This window comes from Flavobacterium frigidimaris, from assembly GCF_002217275.1.
Taxonomy (GTDB): domain Bacteria; phylum Bacteroidota; class Bacteroidia; order Flavobacteriales; family Flavobacteriaceae; genus Flavobacterium; species Flavobacterium aquidurense.
Genome location: NZ_MUGV01000001.1, coordinates 67291 through 84729 on the forward strand (window position 1 = coordinate 67291; position 17439 = coordinate 84729).

General features: G+C 33.6%; 14 protein-coding genes. 9 read left to right on the forward strand and 5 right to left on the reverse strand.

All coding sequences use genetic code 11. The annotated features are described in order from the left end of the window. Positions 1-83 precede the first annotated feature (83 nt). Together B0A65_RS00320 and B0A65_RS00325 are read right to left on the reverse strand one after the other, a co-directional pair. Entirely contained in the window at positions 84-1139 is a 1056-nt protein-coding gene (locus B0A65_RS00320; RefSeq protein WP_074660909.1) for a helix-turn-helix domain-containing protein, read from the reverse strand. A 44-nt stretch (positions 1140-1183) separates the two neighbouring features. Continuing rightward, complete coding sequence (locus tag B0A65_RS00325) at positions 1184-1519, reverse strand: helix-turn-helix transcriptional regulator (protein WP_074660908.1); 336 nt, start codon at positions 1517-1519, stop codon at positions 1184-1186. Between the two features lie 181 nt (positions 1520-1700). Here B0A65_RS00325 and B0A65_RS00330 point away from each other — a divergent pair, with 181 nt between their 5' ends. From B0A65_RS00330 to B0A65_RS00350, 5 genes are all read left to right on the forward strand, one after another. Further along, entirely contained in the window at positions 1701-1910 is a 210-nt protein-coding gene (locus tag B0A65_RS00330) for a DUF5808 domain-containing protein (protein WP_074660906.1), read from the forward strand. A gap of 283 nt (positions 1911-2193) precedes the next feature. Next, the gene (locus tag B0A65_RS00335) at positions 2194-2430 is read left to right on the forward strand and encodes a hypothetical protein (protein ID WP_074660905.1); all 237 of its coding nucleotides are present in this window, start codon (positions 2194-2196) and stop codon (positions 2428-2430) included. Between the two features lie 90 nt (positions 2431-2520). Continuing rightward, entirely contained in the window at positions 2521-5952 is a 3432-nt protein-coding gene (locus B0A65_RS00340) for a hypothetical protein (protein WP_074660903.1), read from the forward strand. Positions 5953-6015: 63 nt separating this feature from the next. Then, entirely contained in the window at positions 6016-6633 is a 618-nt protein-coding gene (locus tag B0A65_RS00345) for a hypothetical protein (protein WP_074660902.1), read from the forward strand. 265 nt (positions 6634-6898) lie between these two features. Continuing rightward, a complete protein-coding gene (locus tag B0A65_RS00350) occupies positions 6899-7969 on the forward strand; it encodes a glycosyltransferase (RefSeq protein ID WP_074660900.1) in 1071 nt (356 codons plus the stop codon). 1 nt (position 7970) lies between these two features. Here the strand turns inward: B0A65_RS00350 and B0A65_RS00355 are convergent, their stop codons facing one another. From B0A65_RS00355 to B0A65_RS00365, 3 genes are all read right to left on the reverse strand, one after another. Then, positions 7971-9266 (reverse strand): porin, encoded by a 1296-nt coding sequence (locus tag B0A65_RS00355; protein WP_074661029.1) that lies wholly within the window; start codon positions 9264-9266, stop codon positions 7971-7973. A 171-nt stretch (positions 9267-9437) separates the two neighbouring features. Continuing rightward, positions 9438-10517: a sensor histidine kinase gene (locus B0A65_RS00360; RefSeq protein WP_074660899.1), complete on the reverse strand. Its 1080-nt coding sequence runs from the start codon at positions 10515-10517 to the stop codon at positions 9438-9440. A 208-nt stretch (positions 10518-10725) separates the two neighbouring features. After that, the gene (locus B0A65_RS00365; protein ID WP_074660897.1) at positions 10726-11409 is read right to left on the reverse strand and encodes a response regulator transcription factor; all 684 of its coding nucleotides are present in this window, start codon (positions 11407-11409) and stop codon (positions 10726-10728) included. Positions 11410-11641: 232 nt separating this feature from the next. On the opposite strand from B0A65_RS00365, the gene B0A65_RS00370 reads away from it, so the two are divergent. The 4 genes from B0A65_RS00370 to B0A65_RS00385 all read left to right on the forward strand — a co-directional run bounded on the left by B0A65_RS00370 (position 11642) and on the right by B0A65_RS00385 (position 17423). Further along, entirely contained in the window at positions 11642-14461 is a 2820-nt protein-coding gene (locus B0A65_RS00370) for a TonB-dependent receptor (RefSeq protein ID WP_074660895.1), read from the forward strand. Between the two features lie 203 nt (positions 14462-14664). Then, complete coding sequence (locus B0A65_RS00375) at positions 14665-15858, forward strand: hypothetical protein (protein WP_074660893.1); 1194 nt, start codon at positions 14665-14667, stop codon at positions 15856-15858. Positions 15859-15965: 107 nt separating this feature from the next. Beyond that, positions 15966-16304, forward strand: coding sequence for a T9SS type A sorting domain-containing protein (locus tag B0A65_RS00380; protein WP_026983519.1), 339 nt, complete (start codon positions 15966-15968; stop codon positions 16302-16304). A 138-nt stretch (positions 16305-16442) separates the two neighbouring features. Next, positions 16443-17423: a LuxE/PaaK family acyltransferase gene (locus B0A65_RS00385; RefSeq protein ID WP_074660890.1), complete on the forward strand. Its 981-nt coding sequence runs from the start codon at positions 16443-16445 to the stop codon at positions 17421-17423. Positions 17424-17439 lie beyond the last annotated feature (16 nt).

Sequence of the window (17439 nt, forward strand, 5' to 3'; positions counted from 1 at the left end):
AAAGTCAATCGAAAATCGCTAAATGAAGTCCACGAAAGAGAAATCAGGAGTACGAATTTATAAATCGATACTCTGTTGACTACTTATGAAAACTGCAGTTGATAATTTAAAGGTGTCTTTCCGGTATGTTTTTTAAAAGCTGCAAAGAAGGTTGATTTAGAATTAAAACCCACGTCATAACCAATAGATTCTAAAGTAAATTTATCCGTTGATTTTATAATTTTACAAGCTTCGTTTATTCTGAACTCGTTGATAAAACTCGTGAAGTTCTTGCCCAGATTATTATTTAAAAATTGAGAAAGCTGATGACTCGAAATGTTTACTTCCTGAGCCAGATCCTGTAAAGTTAAATTAGAGTTTTTGTACAATTCTTTTTCTATCATTACATTTTCCAGCTTTTCAGATAAAATTGTTGCTTCTGCTGAATCTATTTTTTTACCTGAATATTTATGATTATTTAAAAGAAACAAATCGTCTGTCTTTTTTCGGTATAAAAGAATCGAGATAATTAAATACAGAATAAAAGAAAAAACTACTGCTCCACTTATATACGTTGCGCCCGGAGCTCCCATTATGGAAAGAAAATAAAAAAGAAACAATAAAAAATTCCCAATAAAAAGCATTCCAAACCACGTTTCTGCCGGAGTTGCTTTCTGTTTTCTGCTCATGATTTTTGCCAAAATATCCTTGATAGCAAAACCTGAAAAAACCAGGTAAACGAACCATTGAAAATAAATAATTTTTATAAAATAACCGCGCCAAAGCTTTGGATAATATTCATACGGAAACAGAACACCAATAGTAATAATAAGGATCGCCCAGAATAAAAGTGTGAATTTCCAGGATTTCGGCATTATATTGATTTCTTCCGTTGCCGATTTAAGAAAATAATACAAACAAGGACCAATAAAAAAACAGCCTGTAAGCCCAAATTGTAAATACATTTTTGGCAAATCAGAATCAAAGTATACAAATACAGATTTTCCAATTCGTATGCTTAATGCAAATAAAAGTGCTCCAAGAAAATAATTGGTAAGGTATTTTTTCCTGGTAAAAAAGAAGAAATAAACGCCCAAAATAATTCCATTGAAAACTCCCAAAGCACTAAAAAAGAATAAAAGCTCTTTACCTGTATCCATAATTTAAGTTTATTTTATCAGGACAAAGCTAAAAAAAATTACGGCTATTGGTATTTTTTATTCGCTTTCAAATCTTTAATTATCTTTTTCAGCTCCTTTATTCGTTCTTCGTATTGTTCAATTACATTATCTGACATTTGAATGACACTATCAGGAGAAGTTATTTCTTTTTGTTTCATTTCGACCTTTAACAAGTCTTCGGGCGCTATATCAAAAATTTTACAGATTTTAAAAATATGGTTTGCCCAAGAACAACTTTCTCCACTTTCCATTCTGGCATAAGCCGATTGTGAAATATGAAGATAATCTGCCGCTTCTTCTTGCGACATGTCTTTATTTTTTCTCAGTATTTTGAGTTTATTCCCTATCAGAATATTCATAATTCACATTGTTTTTCCTTTCAAAACAATAGAGGACACTTTTATAAATATATACTCACAAAAAATGAATTTATTTTCAAATTAAAAAACAAGCTAGTAGCTTATTTACCCGATAATCGCATAATAAAAGCACTTACAAAATTGTAACTTAGCCTTACAAAAAAAATTAAGAAGGTAATCCATGAGTTTTAATAGCGAACCTGAAAATCAAAACAAATGGCACAACGATCCGAATAACTGGATCTGGGGAATTTTTTATTACAACCCTGAAGACAGCAGATTATTTCCTCCAAAGAAGATCAAACAATTAGGATGGACTATCAATTTTGCTAATCCCAACTCAGTTTTTCTAGTCATCGTTTTAATTGCTATCGTTTTTATCTTTTCATAAACCTCAAATAAGTAAGCTTCAGTCATTCCGGCAAACATGAAATTATATATTTTAAAATATAGTATTGCAATACTTTTTTTATCGCTCCAGTCATACTTGTAATATCATTAAAATGGTAATTTCAATAGTTCTGGCCGTTTCCCTTTTTATTATTATGATTGTTCAAATACGAAACAGGAGATAAATTTCGAAACAACTCAATCCGCAATAACTTAAATTCATTAAATTTACTACGCTCTTTTTGAAAAGATAAAGAGTATTTACGAAAAACATTTTCAAAACTATGGACTACAACAACGACCCAGGTGAAGAAACCAAAAATGAATGGGAAAACGATCCGAATAACTGGATTTGGGGAATGTTTTATTACAATCCAAAAGATAAAAGGGCTTATTTTCCAAAAAGAATTAAAGAATTTGGCTGGCACGCCAATTATGCGAATCCTACGATTATAATTACAACTTCATTAGTAATTGCGGTACTATTGATTATTGTAAAATTTTCTACATTCAAGCAGTAACTTCCATTATTTGATAAGGAAACTAAAATATCCGGCGTAACAATTCCCAATTATAAATACTACTTTTGGCTTTTTAGAGTTAAAGTATTTATGTTGAAAAAATTACTGTTTTTAACGGTTTTTATCTGGTTTTCTGGACTTCAGGCTCAGGAAACAGAATCAGCGTACAAAACTAAAAAAGTAGTTGCAACCCGTGACACCATTCACATAGAAGAATTCAGTATCAACTCCAGTTTTTTCCAGCTTTTAAATACCCGGAATGAACCTATAGATACAACCTTTTATAAAATCGACTTTCAAAAAGGAACTTTAGTTTTAAATGAAAGATTCTCATCAACTGCTGACACTTTAATTGTCAATTATCTAAAATATCCCGATTTTCTAACCAAAGAATATGGCCTTTATAAAGAAAGTCAGGTAGTGAGTAACGACGTTGGTACCGAGAAATTATATAAGATAGACAATCAAAACTCCAAAAAAGTTACTCCATTTGATGGCTTAAATACTTCTGGAAGCATTACACGTGGTGTAACTGTTGGTAATAATCAAAATACGGTTTTAAACTCCAATCTTGACCTTCAGATTACCGGAAAAATATCAGATAAAGTTAGTCTGCGTGCTTCGCTTCAGGATAGTAACATTCCGTTACAGGATGGTGGCTATTCTCAAAAACTGGATCAGTTTGATAATATTTTCATGGAACTTTTTAGCAATGACTGGAACATTCGGGCAGGTGATGTTTTTTTAGAAAACAGAAAAACTCAGTTTTTAAGTTTCAATAAAAAGGTTCAGGGCCTTTCTACCAATTTTAATTTTGGGACAGACGAGAATAAAACCAACGTTTTTGCATCGGTCGCTTTTGTGAAAGGACAATATGCCAAAAGTACTTTTACCGGACAGGAAGGCAATCAGGGTCCATATAAATTAAAAGGACAAAATGGCGAATTGTATGTTTTGGTTATTTCTGGCTCTGAGCGCGTGTATGTGAATGGTGTTTTACTGAAACGTGGTGAAAACAATGATTATGTGATTGATTACAACGCAGGAGAAATTGTTTTCACTTCTCTTTTTACGATTACTTCTGAAATGAGAATTAATGTCGAATACCAATATTCAGAACGAAATTATAATCGACTAGTGACGTACGCTGGCGCTACACATGAAAGTAAAAACTGGAGTTTTGGAGGTTATTTATATTCTGAAAATGATTTAAAAAATCAGCCTTTACAACAAAATCTTTCAAGAGATCAAGTGCAAATTCTAAGTCAGGCCGGAGATGATCCTGCATTAATGACTGCTCCATCTGCCTACGTTGACAAATATGCCGATAACAAAATTCTTTACAGGAAAACACTTCTCAATTCGGTTGAAGTTTATGAATATTCAAGTGATCCTAATGAAGTATTATACAACGTAAAATTTAGTCTTGTTGGGAATAATCTCGGAAATTACATCGTTCAAAACAGTAATACAGTCGAACGGATTTTTGAATATATTGCTCCAGTAAACGGAATTCCACAAGGAAATTACGAACCTATTGTTCAATTGATTGCACCAATAAAAATTCAGGTTGCTACTTTTTTAGGAAAATACAATCCGGACGAAAAAACGCTTGCAGATTTTGAAATTGCGATGAGCAGCAACGATAAAAATTTATTTTCGGGCATTGATGATGCCAACAATAATGGACTTGCTTTTAAAACCAACATCAAAAAACGTCTTTTTACCAGAAACTGGACTTTGGATGGATTTGCCAACTATCAATATGTACAAGAAGATTTTAGATCTGTTGAGCGTTTGTACAATATTGAATTTAACCGTGACTGGAACTTAAACACCACACTTTTTGGAAATCAAAGTCTCTTAGTTACAGGTTTGAATTTTAATTTATTTGCTAAAAAGAAAACAGCTAACATTGGTTTATTTACCTATCAATTTGAAAAGTTAGATTATACTGAAAGTTATTCCGGATCGCGACATACTACAACTGCATTTTTCAAATTGAAGCAATGGACTATTGAAAATCAGGGTAGTTTTTTGAATTCTGATGCTACAACTTCAAACTCGAAATTCGTTAGAAATCAAGCCAGAACCAAATATCATTTTGGGAAAAACTGGATTGGAGCCAGTTTTCAAGTTGAGGACAATCAGGAAAAAGATAAAGTTACCAATCAGTTTTCGGCCCTGAGCCAAAGATTTTCAGAATATGGTGCTTTTATTGGTCGCGGTGACAGCACGAAAGTTTTTGCTGAGTTAGGCTTTTTACAACGACGAAACGACAGTTTACAAAACGGATTATTGCAGCATGTAAACAACTCTCAAACGTATTTTTTACGATCAAAATTAATTCAGAATAAAACAACAGATTTAGCGGTTTATGCAAGTTACAGAACACTCGATTTTACAGCTGTTTCCAAAAAAAACGAACCTTCTTTAAACTCCAGAATTCTATACACTGATCGGTTTTTTAATCAATTAATGCAACTCGGAACCACATACGAGACCAGTTCAGGAACGATTGCGCAACAGGAATTTACTTATATTGAAGTGCCAACTGGTCAGGGAGTTTATACCTGGAATGATTATAACGGTAACGGAATTCAGGAATTAGAAGAATTTGAAATTGCCCAATATTCAGATCAGGCCAGATTTATCAGGATCTTTTTGCCGAATCAGGTATATATAAAAACCAATCAAAATAAGTTTTCACAATCTGTGGCCCTTAATCCGTTGCAATGGCAAAATGGGAAAGGCTTTAAAAAATTTGCTTCCTATTTTTACAATCAGACGTCCTTTATAATGGATCGAAAAGTAAAAAGTGAAGGCGAACGTTTAGAACTCAATCCGTTTGCATCTTCTGAAGAAAATATTCTGGGATTAAACTCGAGTTTCAGAAACAGTTTATTTTACAATCGGGGAAAACAAAAGCATTCGGTTACGTATACTTATCTTTTAAATAAAGGGAAGAATTTACTTTCGGTAGGTTCGCAAACGGTAAAAAACAATTCACATCAATTGCAGTACGCGCATTTGTATCAAAAAAGCTGGTTGTTTAATTTCTTTACCAAAACCATTAAAACCGATTTGGTTTCGGAAGACTTTATTGAAAAAAACTATAACTTAAAAGGATATCAAATTGCACCAAAAATCAGTTATTTGTTTTCAAAAAACACCAGTTTAGATTTCTTTTATGAATTTCAGAACAAAGAAAATCAAATTGGAAATTTAGAAACTTTACACCAAAACCGACTTGGAACCTCCTTTTCTTATGCGGGCGAAAAGAAAGTCACACTAAATGGCGAATTTTCTTTCTATGAAAATAAATTTAACGGAAATGAATTTTCTTCTGTAGGTTTTCAGATGTTAGAAGGGCTTCAGGCCGGACAAAACTTAGTATGGAAATTGCTTTTGCAGAAAAATATCACACAGTTTTTAGATGTTAATTTAAATTATCAGGGGCGTAAAAGCGAGACTGGCGCAACGGTTCATACAGGAAATATTCAGCTTCGTGCTTATTTTTAGCACTTTACGAAAAAGCTACTAATAAATTGATTAATTTTAATTGAATTTTAAACTCTTAACCTCATGAAAAAATTATTTCTACTTTGTTTTCTAGTTGTTTTGTCTGGTAATTTTTACGGTCAGGAAACTGCAACAACAACAAAAGCCAAGAGTGAAGCAACGGCTAAAAAGAAAAAAGCTGATGCAGATAAAGCAGCAGCAGATGCAAAAAAAGAGTCAGCAAAAGCTAAAAAGTCGGCAGATGACGCTACTAAAGCATCGGCAAAAGCTAAAAAAGAATCAACAACCGCAACTAAAAAATCTGCAGATGACGCTACTAAAGCATCAGCAAAAGCTAAAAAATCTGCAGATGACGCTACTAAAGCATCAGCAAAAGCTAAAAAAGAATCTGCAAGCACAACTAAAAAATCAGCAGACAAAGAAGCTGTAAAAGCTACAAGCAATGCTGATAAAGCCAAAAAATCTGCAGCAAGCGCTGATGCAGCATCAAAAACAGCTAAAAAAGATGCCGCTTCAACTAAAAAAACTTCCGCAAAAACTTTAAAAGAAACTAACGAAAAAGCACCCTCAGTTCCGGATAAAGTTACAGGAGAATATAACGGTAAAAAAGTTTATACTGGTCCTCGTGGCGGAAAATACTACATTAATAAGAATGGAAATAAAACGTATATTCAGGATTAGAGAAGGTTCTGAGGTACTAAGGTGCTGAGGTTCTAAGGTTCTAAGGTTTTATCCCGAAGCTTTGGGATTGAGATTATAAGATAAAAAACTTTTGAAGCCGAACTTATGTTCGGCTTTTTTGTTTGTTAAGCAAAAAAAACTTAGAACCTCAGCCCCTTAGTACCTTAGAACCTTAAATAAAATATTGAGTTAATAATTTAGTAATATGTCCGAAATAGCTTAAAAAACATATTTCTTTATCTTCGTTTTTAAAAAGCGTTAAACTATGAGCATTGACTATTCTGCGAACAAAACAATTTTAGTTGCTCCATTAAACTGGGGATTAGGCCACGCCACAAGATGTATCCCAATTATTAAAGCGCTTCAAGAGAACAATTTTATTCCGATTATTGCTTCTGATGGAGTTGCGCTTGCTTTACTTCGAAAAGAATTTCCTTACATACAAACTTTAGAATTACCATCTTATCATATTGAATATGCTAAAAATGGCAAAAATTTTAAATGGAAACTGATTAAGAACCTTCCAAAAATGATTACGGCTATTTTGGACGAAAAAAAAATAGTGAATTCCTGGATCAAGAAACACGGTATTGACGGCATCATTTCAGACAATAGATTAGGCGTTTTTAGCCGAAAAATTCCCTCTGTTTTTATGACACATCAATTGAATGTCATGACGGGAAATACTACTTGGTTTACCAGCAAGTGTCATCAGCATATTATTAAAAAATATACCGAATGCTGGGTTCCCGATACAAATGAAGCAACCAATTTAACGGGTGATTTAGGGCATTTGAAAACCAGCGAACTAAATTTAAAATATATTGGTCCGTTAAGCAGAATGCGCCAGAAGGAAACACCCAAAGTTTATGATTTGATGATTATTTTATCCGGGCCAGAACCTCAACGTACGTATCTGGATGAAAAATTGCAAAAAGAAATTGTAAACTTTAATGGCAAAGTAGTTTTTGTACAGGGAATTGTAGAAAAAACACAAAACAAATGGCAAGCCGGAAATGTTACCTATTACAATTTTATGAACTCGAAACAGTTGGAACAAACTTTTAATGAGAGTGAATTTGTTCTATGCCGTTCTGGTTATACAACGGTAATGGATTTAGCAAAATTGGGTAAAAAAGCCTTTTTTATACCAACTCCGGGGCAATATGAGCAGGAATATCTGGCGATAAAACTTCAGGATGAGAATTTGGTACCGTACGCAATGCAAGACGACTTTACCATTGAAGATCTTTCAAAAGTAAAGTCGTTTAAAGGTTTGTCTCAGTTTAAAAATGATATCGATTGGGACAAGTTATTTTCTGTTTTTGAAGAATAGTTTAGAAATTAAACTGCGCTTGTAATCGCAATAAATTTCCTTGCTGACGGTTTATCGGAAGTGCACTGTCTTCAAAAGTTCTGTCTGCAATAACGTATTCGGCAGTGAATTCGAAGGCTTTAAAAGGCTGCCATTCAATACCAAGTTCGTAATCTCTTACGACATAACTTCTGGCATCTTTTTCATATTTTTTCCCTCCATCATAATATTGAAATTTGGCAAACGGATAAATATGTTGTTTTTTCAGATCCCATTTATAGTTTAGTAAAACATAACCTCCATTCAAATCTGTTTCATCAACGGTATTGGTTAGTGTATTGTAGCGTGGTCCTTTCCCAATATTATATTCAGTCTGAATTCCGAAAGGTTTTGGATACAAAACAAAAGTTGCTCCAATTCGTTGGTCTTTCACATATTGAGGGTCATTTACTATTACTCCCGAAGAAATCTCTCCTGTAAAAGCCCATTTTCCTGTGTAAGCCTGAATTCCAGGTTCGATAATTTGACTTCCTATTACAAAAGGATAGGTTACTCTGGCCACTACGTTCAAATCTCTGTTTCCATCCAGTTTGTTTGCAATTTGTCCGTTGTAAACTCCAAAGGCAAAAACTCCAAAATCGCCAGAACCTTTATAACCATCTTTTACTAACATTGCAAAACGCTCTCTTATTTCGGCCGGAGCCCAGTAAAAGAAAATTCCCAAATCACGCTCATTTAATATAGCACTGTTCATAGCATCATTACGATCTAAAGCCAGACGTTGCGAACTTGACTGCATGTTTTCAAAACCATACGGAATCTTACTTTGTCCTACACGAACACGATATTCTTTTTTCTTATCAAAAGAAAGATCAAAATATAAATCACGAATCTGAACGAAGTTTTGAATACCGGTACTTGGTGAGCTGGCAAAATCAGGTTGAAAATAGAAGAAAACATTTGGATGAACCTGACCTGAAAATACTAAACGTGCACGTCTGATAAAAAGTCCGTTGTTTGCTTTTGCATCCGGAGCTGTAGAAGTTGTACCCCACGATTTATCACATTGTTCACAGGAAACTTTATCATTTGTAGATAACAAACCATTGTATCTAATTTGAGCATAACCTCTTAAAGAGATTCTGTCATACCAATGTTCGTCGTTACTAACGCCCGATTTGGTATCTGGTAGTTTTGCTTTATTGATGGAATCCAGAAGGCGAACTACTTCTTTTTTTACATCTTCTTTACTTAGTTCCTGTGCGTTTGAAACACACGCAAATAGCAACAACATTGCTAAAAGTTTTACTTTCATTATTTCTCTTTTCTTTGACACTCCGTTTCAGGTGCAAAGATGTAACTACCTATGTTAAGAAATCATTAACAAGACGTTACTATTATAAGAATATTTGTTTCGAAATAGTTAGGTAATCATTATTGCATTCTGCAGGCCTTATTTTACGGTACTTTATCTTAGCTGAACTTACAATTACTTAACCTCAGGTTTTATTACTTTATTTGCTTTTTCAAGTGTAAAAGAAAATTCAGAACCAATTCCGAACTCACTTTCTACATACACTTTTTCTTTATGCGCCTCAATAATATGTTTTACGATTGCCAAACCTAAACCAGAACCACCTTCAGATCGTGTTCCGCTTTTATCAACTCTGTAAAAACGTTCAAAAAGTCTTGGAATATTTTGTTTTTCGACACCTTCTCCATTATCGCTAATACGAATTAAGACTTTTTTCTTGGTTAAATTTACGACACCAACTTCTGTCAAACCACCGTCTTTTCCATATTTAATAGAGTTCACAATCAGGTTCTCCAGAACTTGTTGAATTCTGTCCTTATCTCCCCGAACAATAACTGATTTCACATTTCGACTTTCAAAAGCCAATTTGATCTTCTTTTTGTCCGCCTTCATTTCTAATAAATCGAAAACATTCTGAATCAATTCTACAATGTCAAAATCAGTCATATTCAAATCCAGATCACCAGATTCCAATTTGGTAATCATATCTAAATCTTCAACTATATAGATAAGACGCTCTACTCCCTTCTCGGCACGTTTTAAATATTTTTTTCGGATATTTTTATCATCCATCGCACCATCTAATAAAGTAGAAACATAACCCTGAACAGTAAACAGAGGTGTTTTTAGTTCGTGCGAAACATTTCCTAAAAACTCTCTTCGATATTGCTCACGAATTTCGAGCATTTCAATTTCCAGTTTTTTATCGGTGGCAAACTTTTTCACTTCTCGTGAAAGCGTTTCCATGTCTGTAGTAATCGGCTGATTAATCAACGTAGTTGATTCTAATAAGGAAACCTCATCGTAAATTTTCTTAACCCTTCTATAAATGAAACGTTCTACGCGATATTGTAAAACCAAGAACGAGAAAATATAAATGGATATAAGAAAAATTATTCCAAAAGCGATTTGATGATTCAATTGGCCTTTATAAAACAAAGACATCAGCATCAGCACAAATCCAGTAGCAAAAAGGCTTATGTACAATGCCGATTTGACAGCAAATTTGTATGTTTTTTTAAAATTAATTTTCATTGATATTATTTAACCATTAAGAGATTAAGAAAAAATAAGCTTAACTCAAAAACCATATAAGAAATTGAANNTTCAATTTCTTATATGGTTTAAATTTATTGAATGTTTTTAAAACAATCTGAATCCGTTTAAATCTTAACTAAAATTCCAGTGTTGCACTAAAACCTTAGCGACTTAGTATCTTAGAAGCTTAGTAACTTTAAAAAAACTAAACTTCAAATTTGTATCCTACTCCTTTTATTGTTTTAAAAAGCTCTTCTCCAATCTTTTCACGTAGTTTTCTGATGTGAACGTCGATAGTTCTTCCACCTACAACTACCTCATTTCCCCAAACTTTATCAAGAATTTCATCTCTTTTAAAAACTTTTCCAGGTTTTGAAGCTAATAAATAGAACAATTCGAATTCTTTTCTCGGTAATGCAATTTCTACATTCCCTTTTATAATCTTATATTCTTCACGGTTAATTTCAATACCTCCAACATTTAAGGTATCGCTAACGACTTCTTGTTCTTTTAACCTTCTTAACAAAGCCTTTACTTTGCTGACCAATAATTTTGGTTTTATTGGTTTTGTAATATAATCATCAGCACCAGCGTCAAAACCAGCAACTTGCGAATAGTCTTCACTTCTTGCCGTTAAAAACGTTATGATAACATTATTTAATTCAGGGATTTTTCTGATGTGTTCACAGGCTTCCATTCCGTCCATTTCAGCCATCATTACATCCATAATAATTAAGTCCGGCAATTCTTTTTGAGCTTTTGCAATGGCATCTTTTCCATTTGAAGCTGTTACAATTTGGTAGCCTTCCTGAGCAAGGTTATAGCCTACAATTTCCAGGATATCCGGTTCATCGTCAACTAATAAGATCTTGGTTTGTGTTTTTTTCATAAAATAGCAAAAATTGAGTTTTTTCATCAAATTCTATTCTTCTAAATCCGATGATTTTTAATTGCGATGGTAAATATAACAATAAATCAACGGTTAAAAATTCGTGTTAACGGTAATTTAATCTGGTAACAATTTGATAATCTACACGGAACAAAAACATAACAAGTAGCTAACATGAACTTTACAGTGCGGTCATTTCTTTGCACAAAAATAAATTAAACACAACACTGAAATGAAATTCAATTTAAAATTTCTAATTATTACATTATTTATCTGCACGATTTCGATCGCTCAAAACAAAGGTACAATTTCTGGCGTACTAACTGACAAAGAAATGAATAATGAAGTTTTACCTTTTGCAAATGTCCTTATAAAAGGAACTAACATTAGCGCTAACACTGACATTGACGGAAAATATTCCATAAATGTAAATCCTGGAACTTATACTATTATTTTTAGCTTCGTAGGATATGAATCTGTAGAAAAACCTGTAACAGTTAAATCAAACGAAACTGTTACTGTAAATCAGGTTCTTTCTTCAGGAGGTTACACCCTTAATGATGTTGTAGTAAAATCTGCTAGTACCAACAGAGAAAAAGAAACCGCTTTATTATTAGACCAAAAAAATGCTGTAGTTATCAAACAAAGTATTGGTGCACAGGAAATGTCTAGAAAAGGGGTTAGTGATGTTGAGGAAGGTTTGACAAAAATAACCGGAATTAGCAAAGTTGGATCAAGAGGTTTATTTGTTCGTGGTCTTGAAGATCGTTACAACAACTTATTGATTAACGAACTTGCTGCACCTTCAAACAATCCATTTTCTAAAATCGTTCCTTTGGATTTATTCCCAACAAACATTGTGGGAGTAATTGATGTTTATAAAACATTTAACCCAAATATTTATGGTGATTTTGCTGGTGGAACATTTAATATTCAAACATCAAAAGCAAGCAAAAGTGTAACTAAATTAAACCTTGGTTTTGGATACACAACAGGAAACAGCTTTAAAGATTTCTTACTTTCAAGCGATGCTGATACTGCTGCCGGTTTCTTCGGATTTAACGGAAAAGACAGAGAACTACCAAGTTTCTTAGGTCCAAATGCTTCAAAAACAGCTTTCACAAACGATCAGGCTTTAAGCTCTGTGAGTGGCGATAAAGGTTTTAACGCAAGCAAAAACAAAAGTCCTTTAAATTCCAGCTTAAATTTACTTCACTCAGAAAAATTTGATTTAAGCAACGAACGTTCTTTCTCTTATTTATTATCTATTAATTATGATAATAACTATGCAATTAGAGAAGGTGTTGACAGAACTTTAGATATTCAGACTACAGGTTCAAAATACGTTAATAATTTTGTAACTACAGATTACCGCTTTAAAACTACTACGTCTGCATTAGTTGGATTAAACTACAATGCAAACAGATTTAAATTAGCTTTTAATACGTTATATATTAAAACTACTTTGAACTCGATAAGAGATCAATTTGGTCAAGCCGGTGGAACAGCTATTCAAAACACATTAATCCGTACGAATCAATTAGACAAAAGTGATTATTTGAACTTTCAATTATTAGGTGAATATAATTTGACAGAAGATAAAAATCAAACAATAAAAGCTGGTGTTTCTTACGCTGATACAAAGTTCGAGCAACCTGACAGAAAGTTCTTTACAGGACAAAAAACAGGCGAAGATGAGATTAACACTTCATACGGAGGGAATAACTTTTTACGCCAATATTTAACTGTAGACGGAAACTCATTTCTATCAGCAATGGCGGAGTACAACCTTAAGTTTGGAAAAGATGGAAAACAAAACAAATTAACAGTTGGTTACAACGGTAATACTTCAGGAATGGAATCTTCTTACCGATTTGTTTCTAGCCGTGGTGGTTTGTTTACCTCTAGCATAAACAATATAAATGATCACATCATAAGCGATCTTCAGGCTAATAACGGAACTTCTTTTGAAGAAAACTCTAATTCAACCTGGAAAGTAAAACTTACAGAAACTGCCAATGCAGGTTACACTAATTTACTTTTAAAATTTGGAGAAAAATACGAACTTAACGCTGGTGTAAGGGTTGAAAGCACAACCAAGGAAACAAAGTACAGAGGATTAGGAAGTTTTGACTCTCCGTTTAGAGTAAGTACATACGATAACTTATATGTTTTACCTTCATTGAACGTAAAATATTTGATGAATGAAAAATCAAACCTGCGTTTTGCTGCAAGTAAAACATACACAAAACCGGTAATAATGGAATCTTTCCCGATCTCTTACCAAAATGCTGATGGAACTTCAGTACAAGGAAATTCATTATTAAAAAATAGTGATAATTATAATGCAGATTTAAAGTACGAATTATTCCCTTCTGCAAAAGAAATGTTTGCTGTAGGTGCATTTGCAAAATATTTGGATAACCCAATTGAAAGAACTTTTGTTTCGAATGCTACAACAGGAACTGTTACAACATTCTTAAATTCTGACAATGCAACTTTATTTGGACTTGAAGCTGAGTTCCTTTTTGGACTAAACAGAATTAGCGAAGATCTTTCAGCATTCTCATTTGGATTAAACGGTACATTAATGGCTACTAAAGTGAACGTAAGCCCAACATATGCTTCAGCAGATGAGGATGGAGTAGTTACTATTAATCCATCAATAGAAACACACAAAGGTTCAAGAGATTTACAAGGCGCATCAAACTGGTTAGTAAATTCAGATTTGAAATATGAATTCAATTTAGGAAAAGACTGGACAAATACGATGTCTCTTGTTTACGGTGTATTCGGAAAAAGAATTTATGCAGTAGGAACAAACGGTCAGGATCATACTTATGAATTACCTGTATCACAATTGGATCTTGTTTGGGCAAGCAAAATTTCAGAGCACTTTGATGTGAAGTTTACTGCTGACAACTTACTAAATCCTGCAAGAAGATTAGAATTCGGAAACGAAGGAACTATCAAAGTTGCAGAAGAATCTTTATTAGCTCAAAGCTATAAAAAAGGAGTTGGTTTTTCTGTTAAACTAGGATACACTTTTTAGTACCCTCACACTATATAAAACGAAAGCTCCAGATATCTGGGGCTTTTTTTTTGTTTATAAACTATCATCAAAAATCTCTTAACATTCCCTTGACATTTTAGTTGGTTTTTGATAACTGTAATGTAATACTGAGATAACACCTAAAAAGGATTTCCGTTCTAATTTTGACAAAAATAAAAAACGAATAATACAACACACAAATTATGAAAACTAAACTTTTTGCTTTAGCTCTTGCTACAGGTTTATTCTTAAATTCTTGCTCTAGTAGCGACAATCCAACACCTACTACTCCTACTCCTGCAACAGGTGAAATCTCTGGTACAATTACTGCAAACAAAACTTATGCTTACGGTAACTATACTTTAAAAGGAATTGTAAAAATTAATGCTGGTGTAACTGTAACTTTTGATGCAGGATCAACAATTACTATTGATAAAGCTACCGGAGACAACGCATTAGTTGTTTTAAAAGGTGGAAAATTAATCACTAACGGAACTGCTGACAAACCAGTTGTTTTCACAGAAAAATCAAAACTTCCAGGTTCTTGGGGAGGTATCATTGTTTATGGTGACGCTCCTGTAAAAGTAGCTGGTGGAGGAACTTCTGGTACATCTGAAGATGGTAACAAAATTGCTTACGGTGGAGCTGTTGCAAATGACAATAGCGGTTCATTAGTATACACAAGAGTAGAATATGCTGGATCTAAATTAGCTGATGGAGATAAAGAAAACAATGGTTTTACTTTCTATTCAGTAGGTTCAGGAACAGTATTAGATCACTTAGTATCTTACAAAGGTGCTGATGACGGATACGAATTCTTCGGAGGAACTGTAAGTTTAACAAATTCTATCTCTTACGGAAACTATGATGATTCATTTGACTGGCAAGATGGATGGCAAGGTCAAACAAATACAAACTGGTATGCTTACCAAACTGGAAAAGGTAACTACGGAATGGAAATCGAAGCGTCTTTAAATGACAATGCTTTTGGACCAAAAGTTTCTAACATTACTTTAAGAAGAGCAGCTGGAAACGTTCCTGAAGTTGGAGACAATCAAGTTGATGCTTTCCAATTCAAAAGAGAAGGTAACGGAGAATACAGCAACATCATCATTGATGGTTACGGTAACTTCACAAATGCAGCTGGAACTGTATACACAGGATCTGCAGTTAGTATCTTAGATGCTGCAACAAACGATCACCAAGTGAAAACATCTAAAATTAAACTTTTAAATGTAAAAATCACTAACACAACAAACGTATTGCCAATCGGAGCTACATCAGCTATTGTTGTTGCTTTCCCTACTGGAACTTTCGTTCAAAGCGCTACTGCAACAGGAGCTTCTTTAACGGGTGGTGCATGGGCAACAGTTGACGGTGTTGACTTGACTAAATAGTATTAAAAAAATATAATTGTTAAAAACATCCTAAATATTTAGGATGTTTTTTTTTGGTGTAGTTTTTGTAATTTTTTTTGTATATTTACTGTAACCAAAATAACGCGATGGCAAAAAACTACTTTTATATTACATTCTTATTGGCTTTTTTCTTTACTGTAAGTGTCTCGGCACAAGACAGTAAGCAATTACCAAAACCTCAAGAGCCTACAACTATTGAGGGACTAAGCTTGTACCCTAATCCAGTGACAAACGGAAAGGTTTATATCTCCTCTAAAAATGACTTAGAGAAAGAGATAATCGTTTTTGATGTTTTGGGTAAAAAAGTAATCCAAACCCATTTGTCTTCAAAAGAATTAAACGTATCTGATTTGGTTCCTGGTGTCTATATCATCAAAATTTACGAAGAAAATGCATCCGCAACCCGAAAGCTCATTATTCGGTAAAACATAATTAAGAAAGCTCCAATTTGGAGCTTTTTTTAGTTTACAGTCACAGTATTCAGTTAAGCACATTGCGTATAAAACTGAGACTGAAAACCGAGACTGAAAACTAAAAAACAATATCTTTGTAAAAAAAAAGTTTTGATCACAGCCAACGATATTTTTACCATTTCGAGTCAGAAACAATTTGAAAAAATAGCACTAAAAGTGTTTCGTTTTCAACACGAGAACAATAAGGTATATCGTGATTTTTGTGATTTTCTAAAAGTAAATCCACAACAGGTAAAATCTTTGAAACAAATTCCTTTTTTACCCATACAATTTTTCAAAAGTCATGAGGTTGTTTCTAATTCCGATTCTCCTCAGGTTACTTTTACCAGCAGCGGTACAACCGGAATGATTACCAGCAGACATTTAGTTACCGATGCTTCTCTTTATGAAGAAAGTTACCGCAACGGATTTTCTCAATTTTATGGCAACATCGAAGATTACGTTGTTTTAGCTCTTTTGCCATCGTATCTCGAACGCGATGGATCTTCACTTATTTACATGGTCGAAGACCTTATAAAGCTATCCAATCAGCCTGAAAGCGGGTTTTATTTACACAATCATGACGACTTAATTAAAAAACTGACCGAATTAGATGAATCCGGGCAAAATGTGATTTTAATTGGTGTTACTTACGCTTTGTTGGATTTGATTGAAAAACAGCAATTCAATCTTCAAAACACCATTATTATGGAGACTGGCGGCATGAAAGGAAAACGCAAAGAAATGATTCGCGAAGAATTGCACGAACAACTTTGTAAAGGTTTTGGTGTAAATGCTATTCATTCTGAATATGGCATGACCGAACTTTTGGCGCAAGCCTATTCTTTAGGTGAAGGTATTTTTGAATGTCCGTCCTGGATGCACATTTTGGTTCGCGATCCTGAAGATGCACTCACTTACGTGAATGATGGAAAAACAGGTGGAATCAACGTTATTGATTTAGCCAACATCAATTCATGCTCTTTTATCGCCACGCAGGATTTGGGCAAAAAATATCCCAACAACTCTTTCGAGGTATTGGGACGTTTTGATAATTCTGATATTCGTGGTTGCAACCTAATGGTTTTATAGTTTAACCGTTGATTTG

Excerpts from the sequence above, each read along its gene's own strand:
- B0A65_RS00375 (WP_074660893.1), top strand. The coding sequence starts at position 14,665 with ATGAAAACTAAACTTTTTGCTTTAGCTCTTGCTACAGGTTTATTCTTA.
- B0A65_RS00365 (WP_074660897.1), bottom strand. The coding sequence starts at position 11,409 with ATGAAAAAAACACAAACCAAGATCTTATTAGTTGACGATGAACCGGAT.
- B0A65_RS00330 (WP_074660906.1), top strand. The coding sequence starts at position 1,701 with ATGAGTTTTAATAGCGAACCTGAAAATCAAAACAAATGGCACAACGAT.
- B0A65_RS00350 (WP_074660900.1), top strand. The coding sequence starts at position 6,899 with ATGAGCATTGACTATTCTGCGAACAAAACAATTTTAGTTGCTCCATTA.
- B0A65_RS00370 (WP_074660895.1), top strand. The coding sequence starts at position 11,642 with ATGAAATTCAATTTAAAATTTCTAATTATTACATTATTTATCTGCACG.
- B0A65_RS00360 (WP_074660899.1), bottom strand. The coding sequence starts at position 10,517 with ATGAAAATTAATTTTAAAAAAACATACAAATTTGCTGTCAAATCGGCA.
- B0A65_RS00325 (WP_074660908.1), bottom strand. The coding sequence starts at position 1,519 with ATGAATATTCTGATAGGGAATAAACTCAAAATACTGAGAAAAAATAAA.
- B0A65_RS00345 (WP_074660902.1), top strand. The coding sequence starts at position 6,016 with ATGAAAAAATTATTTCTACTTTGTTTTCTAGTTGTTTTGTCTGGTAAT.
- B0A65_RS00340 (WP_074660903.1), top strand. The coding sequence starts at position 2,521 with ATGTTGAAAAAATTACTGTTTTTAACGGTTTTTATCTGGTTTTCTGGA.
- B0A65_RS00335 (WP_074660905.1), top strand. The coding sequence starts at position 2,194 with ATGGACTACAACAACGACCCAGGTGAAGAAACCAAAAATGAATGGGAA.
- B0A65_RS00320 (WP_074660909.1), bottom strand. The coding sequence starts at position 1,139 with ATGGATACAGGTAAAGAGCTTTTATTCTTTTTTAGTGCTTTGGGAGTT.
- B0A65_RS00380 (WP_026983519.1), top strand. The coding sequence starts at position 15,966 with ATGGCAAAAAACTACTTTTATATTACATTCTTATTGGCTTTTTTCTTT.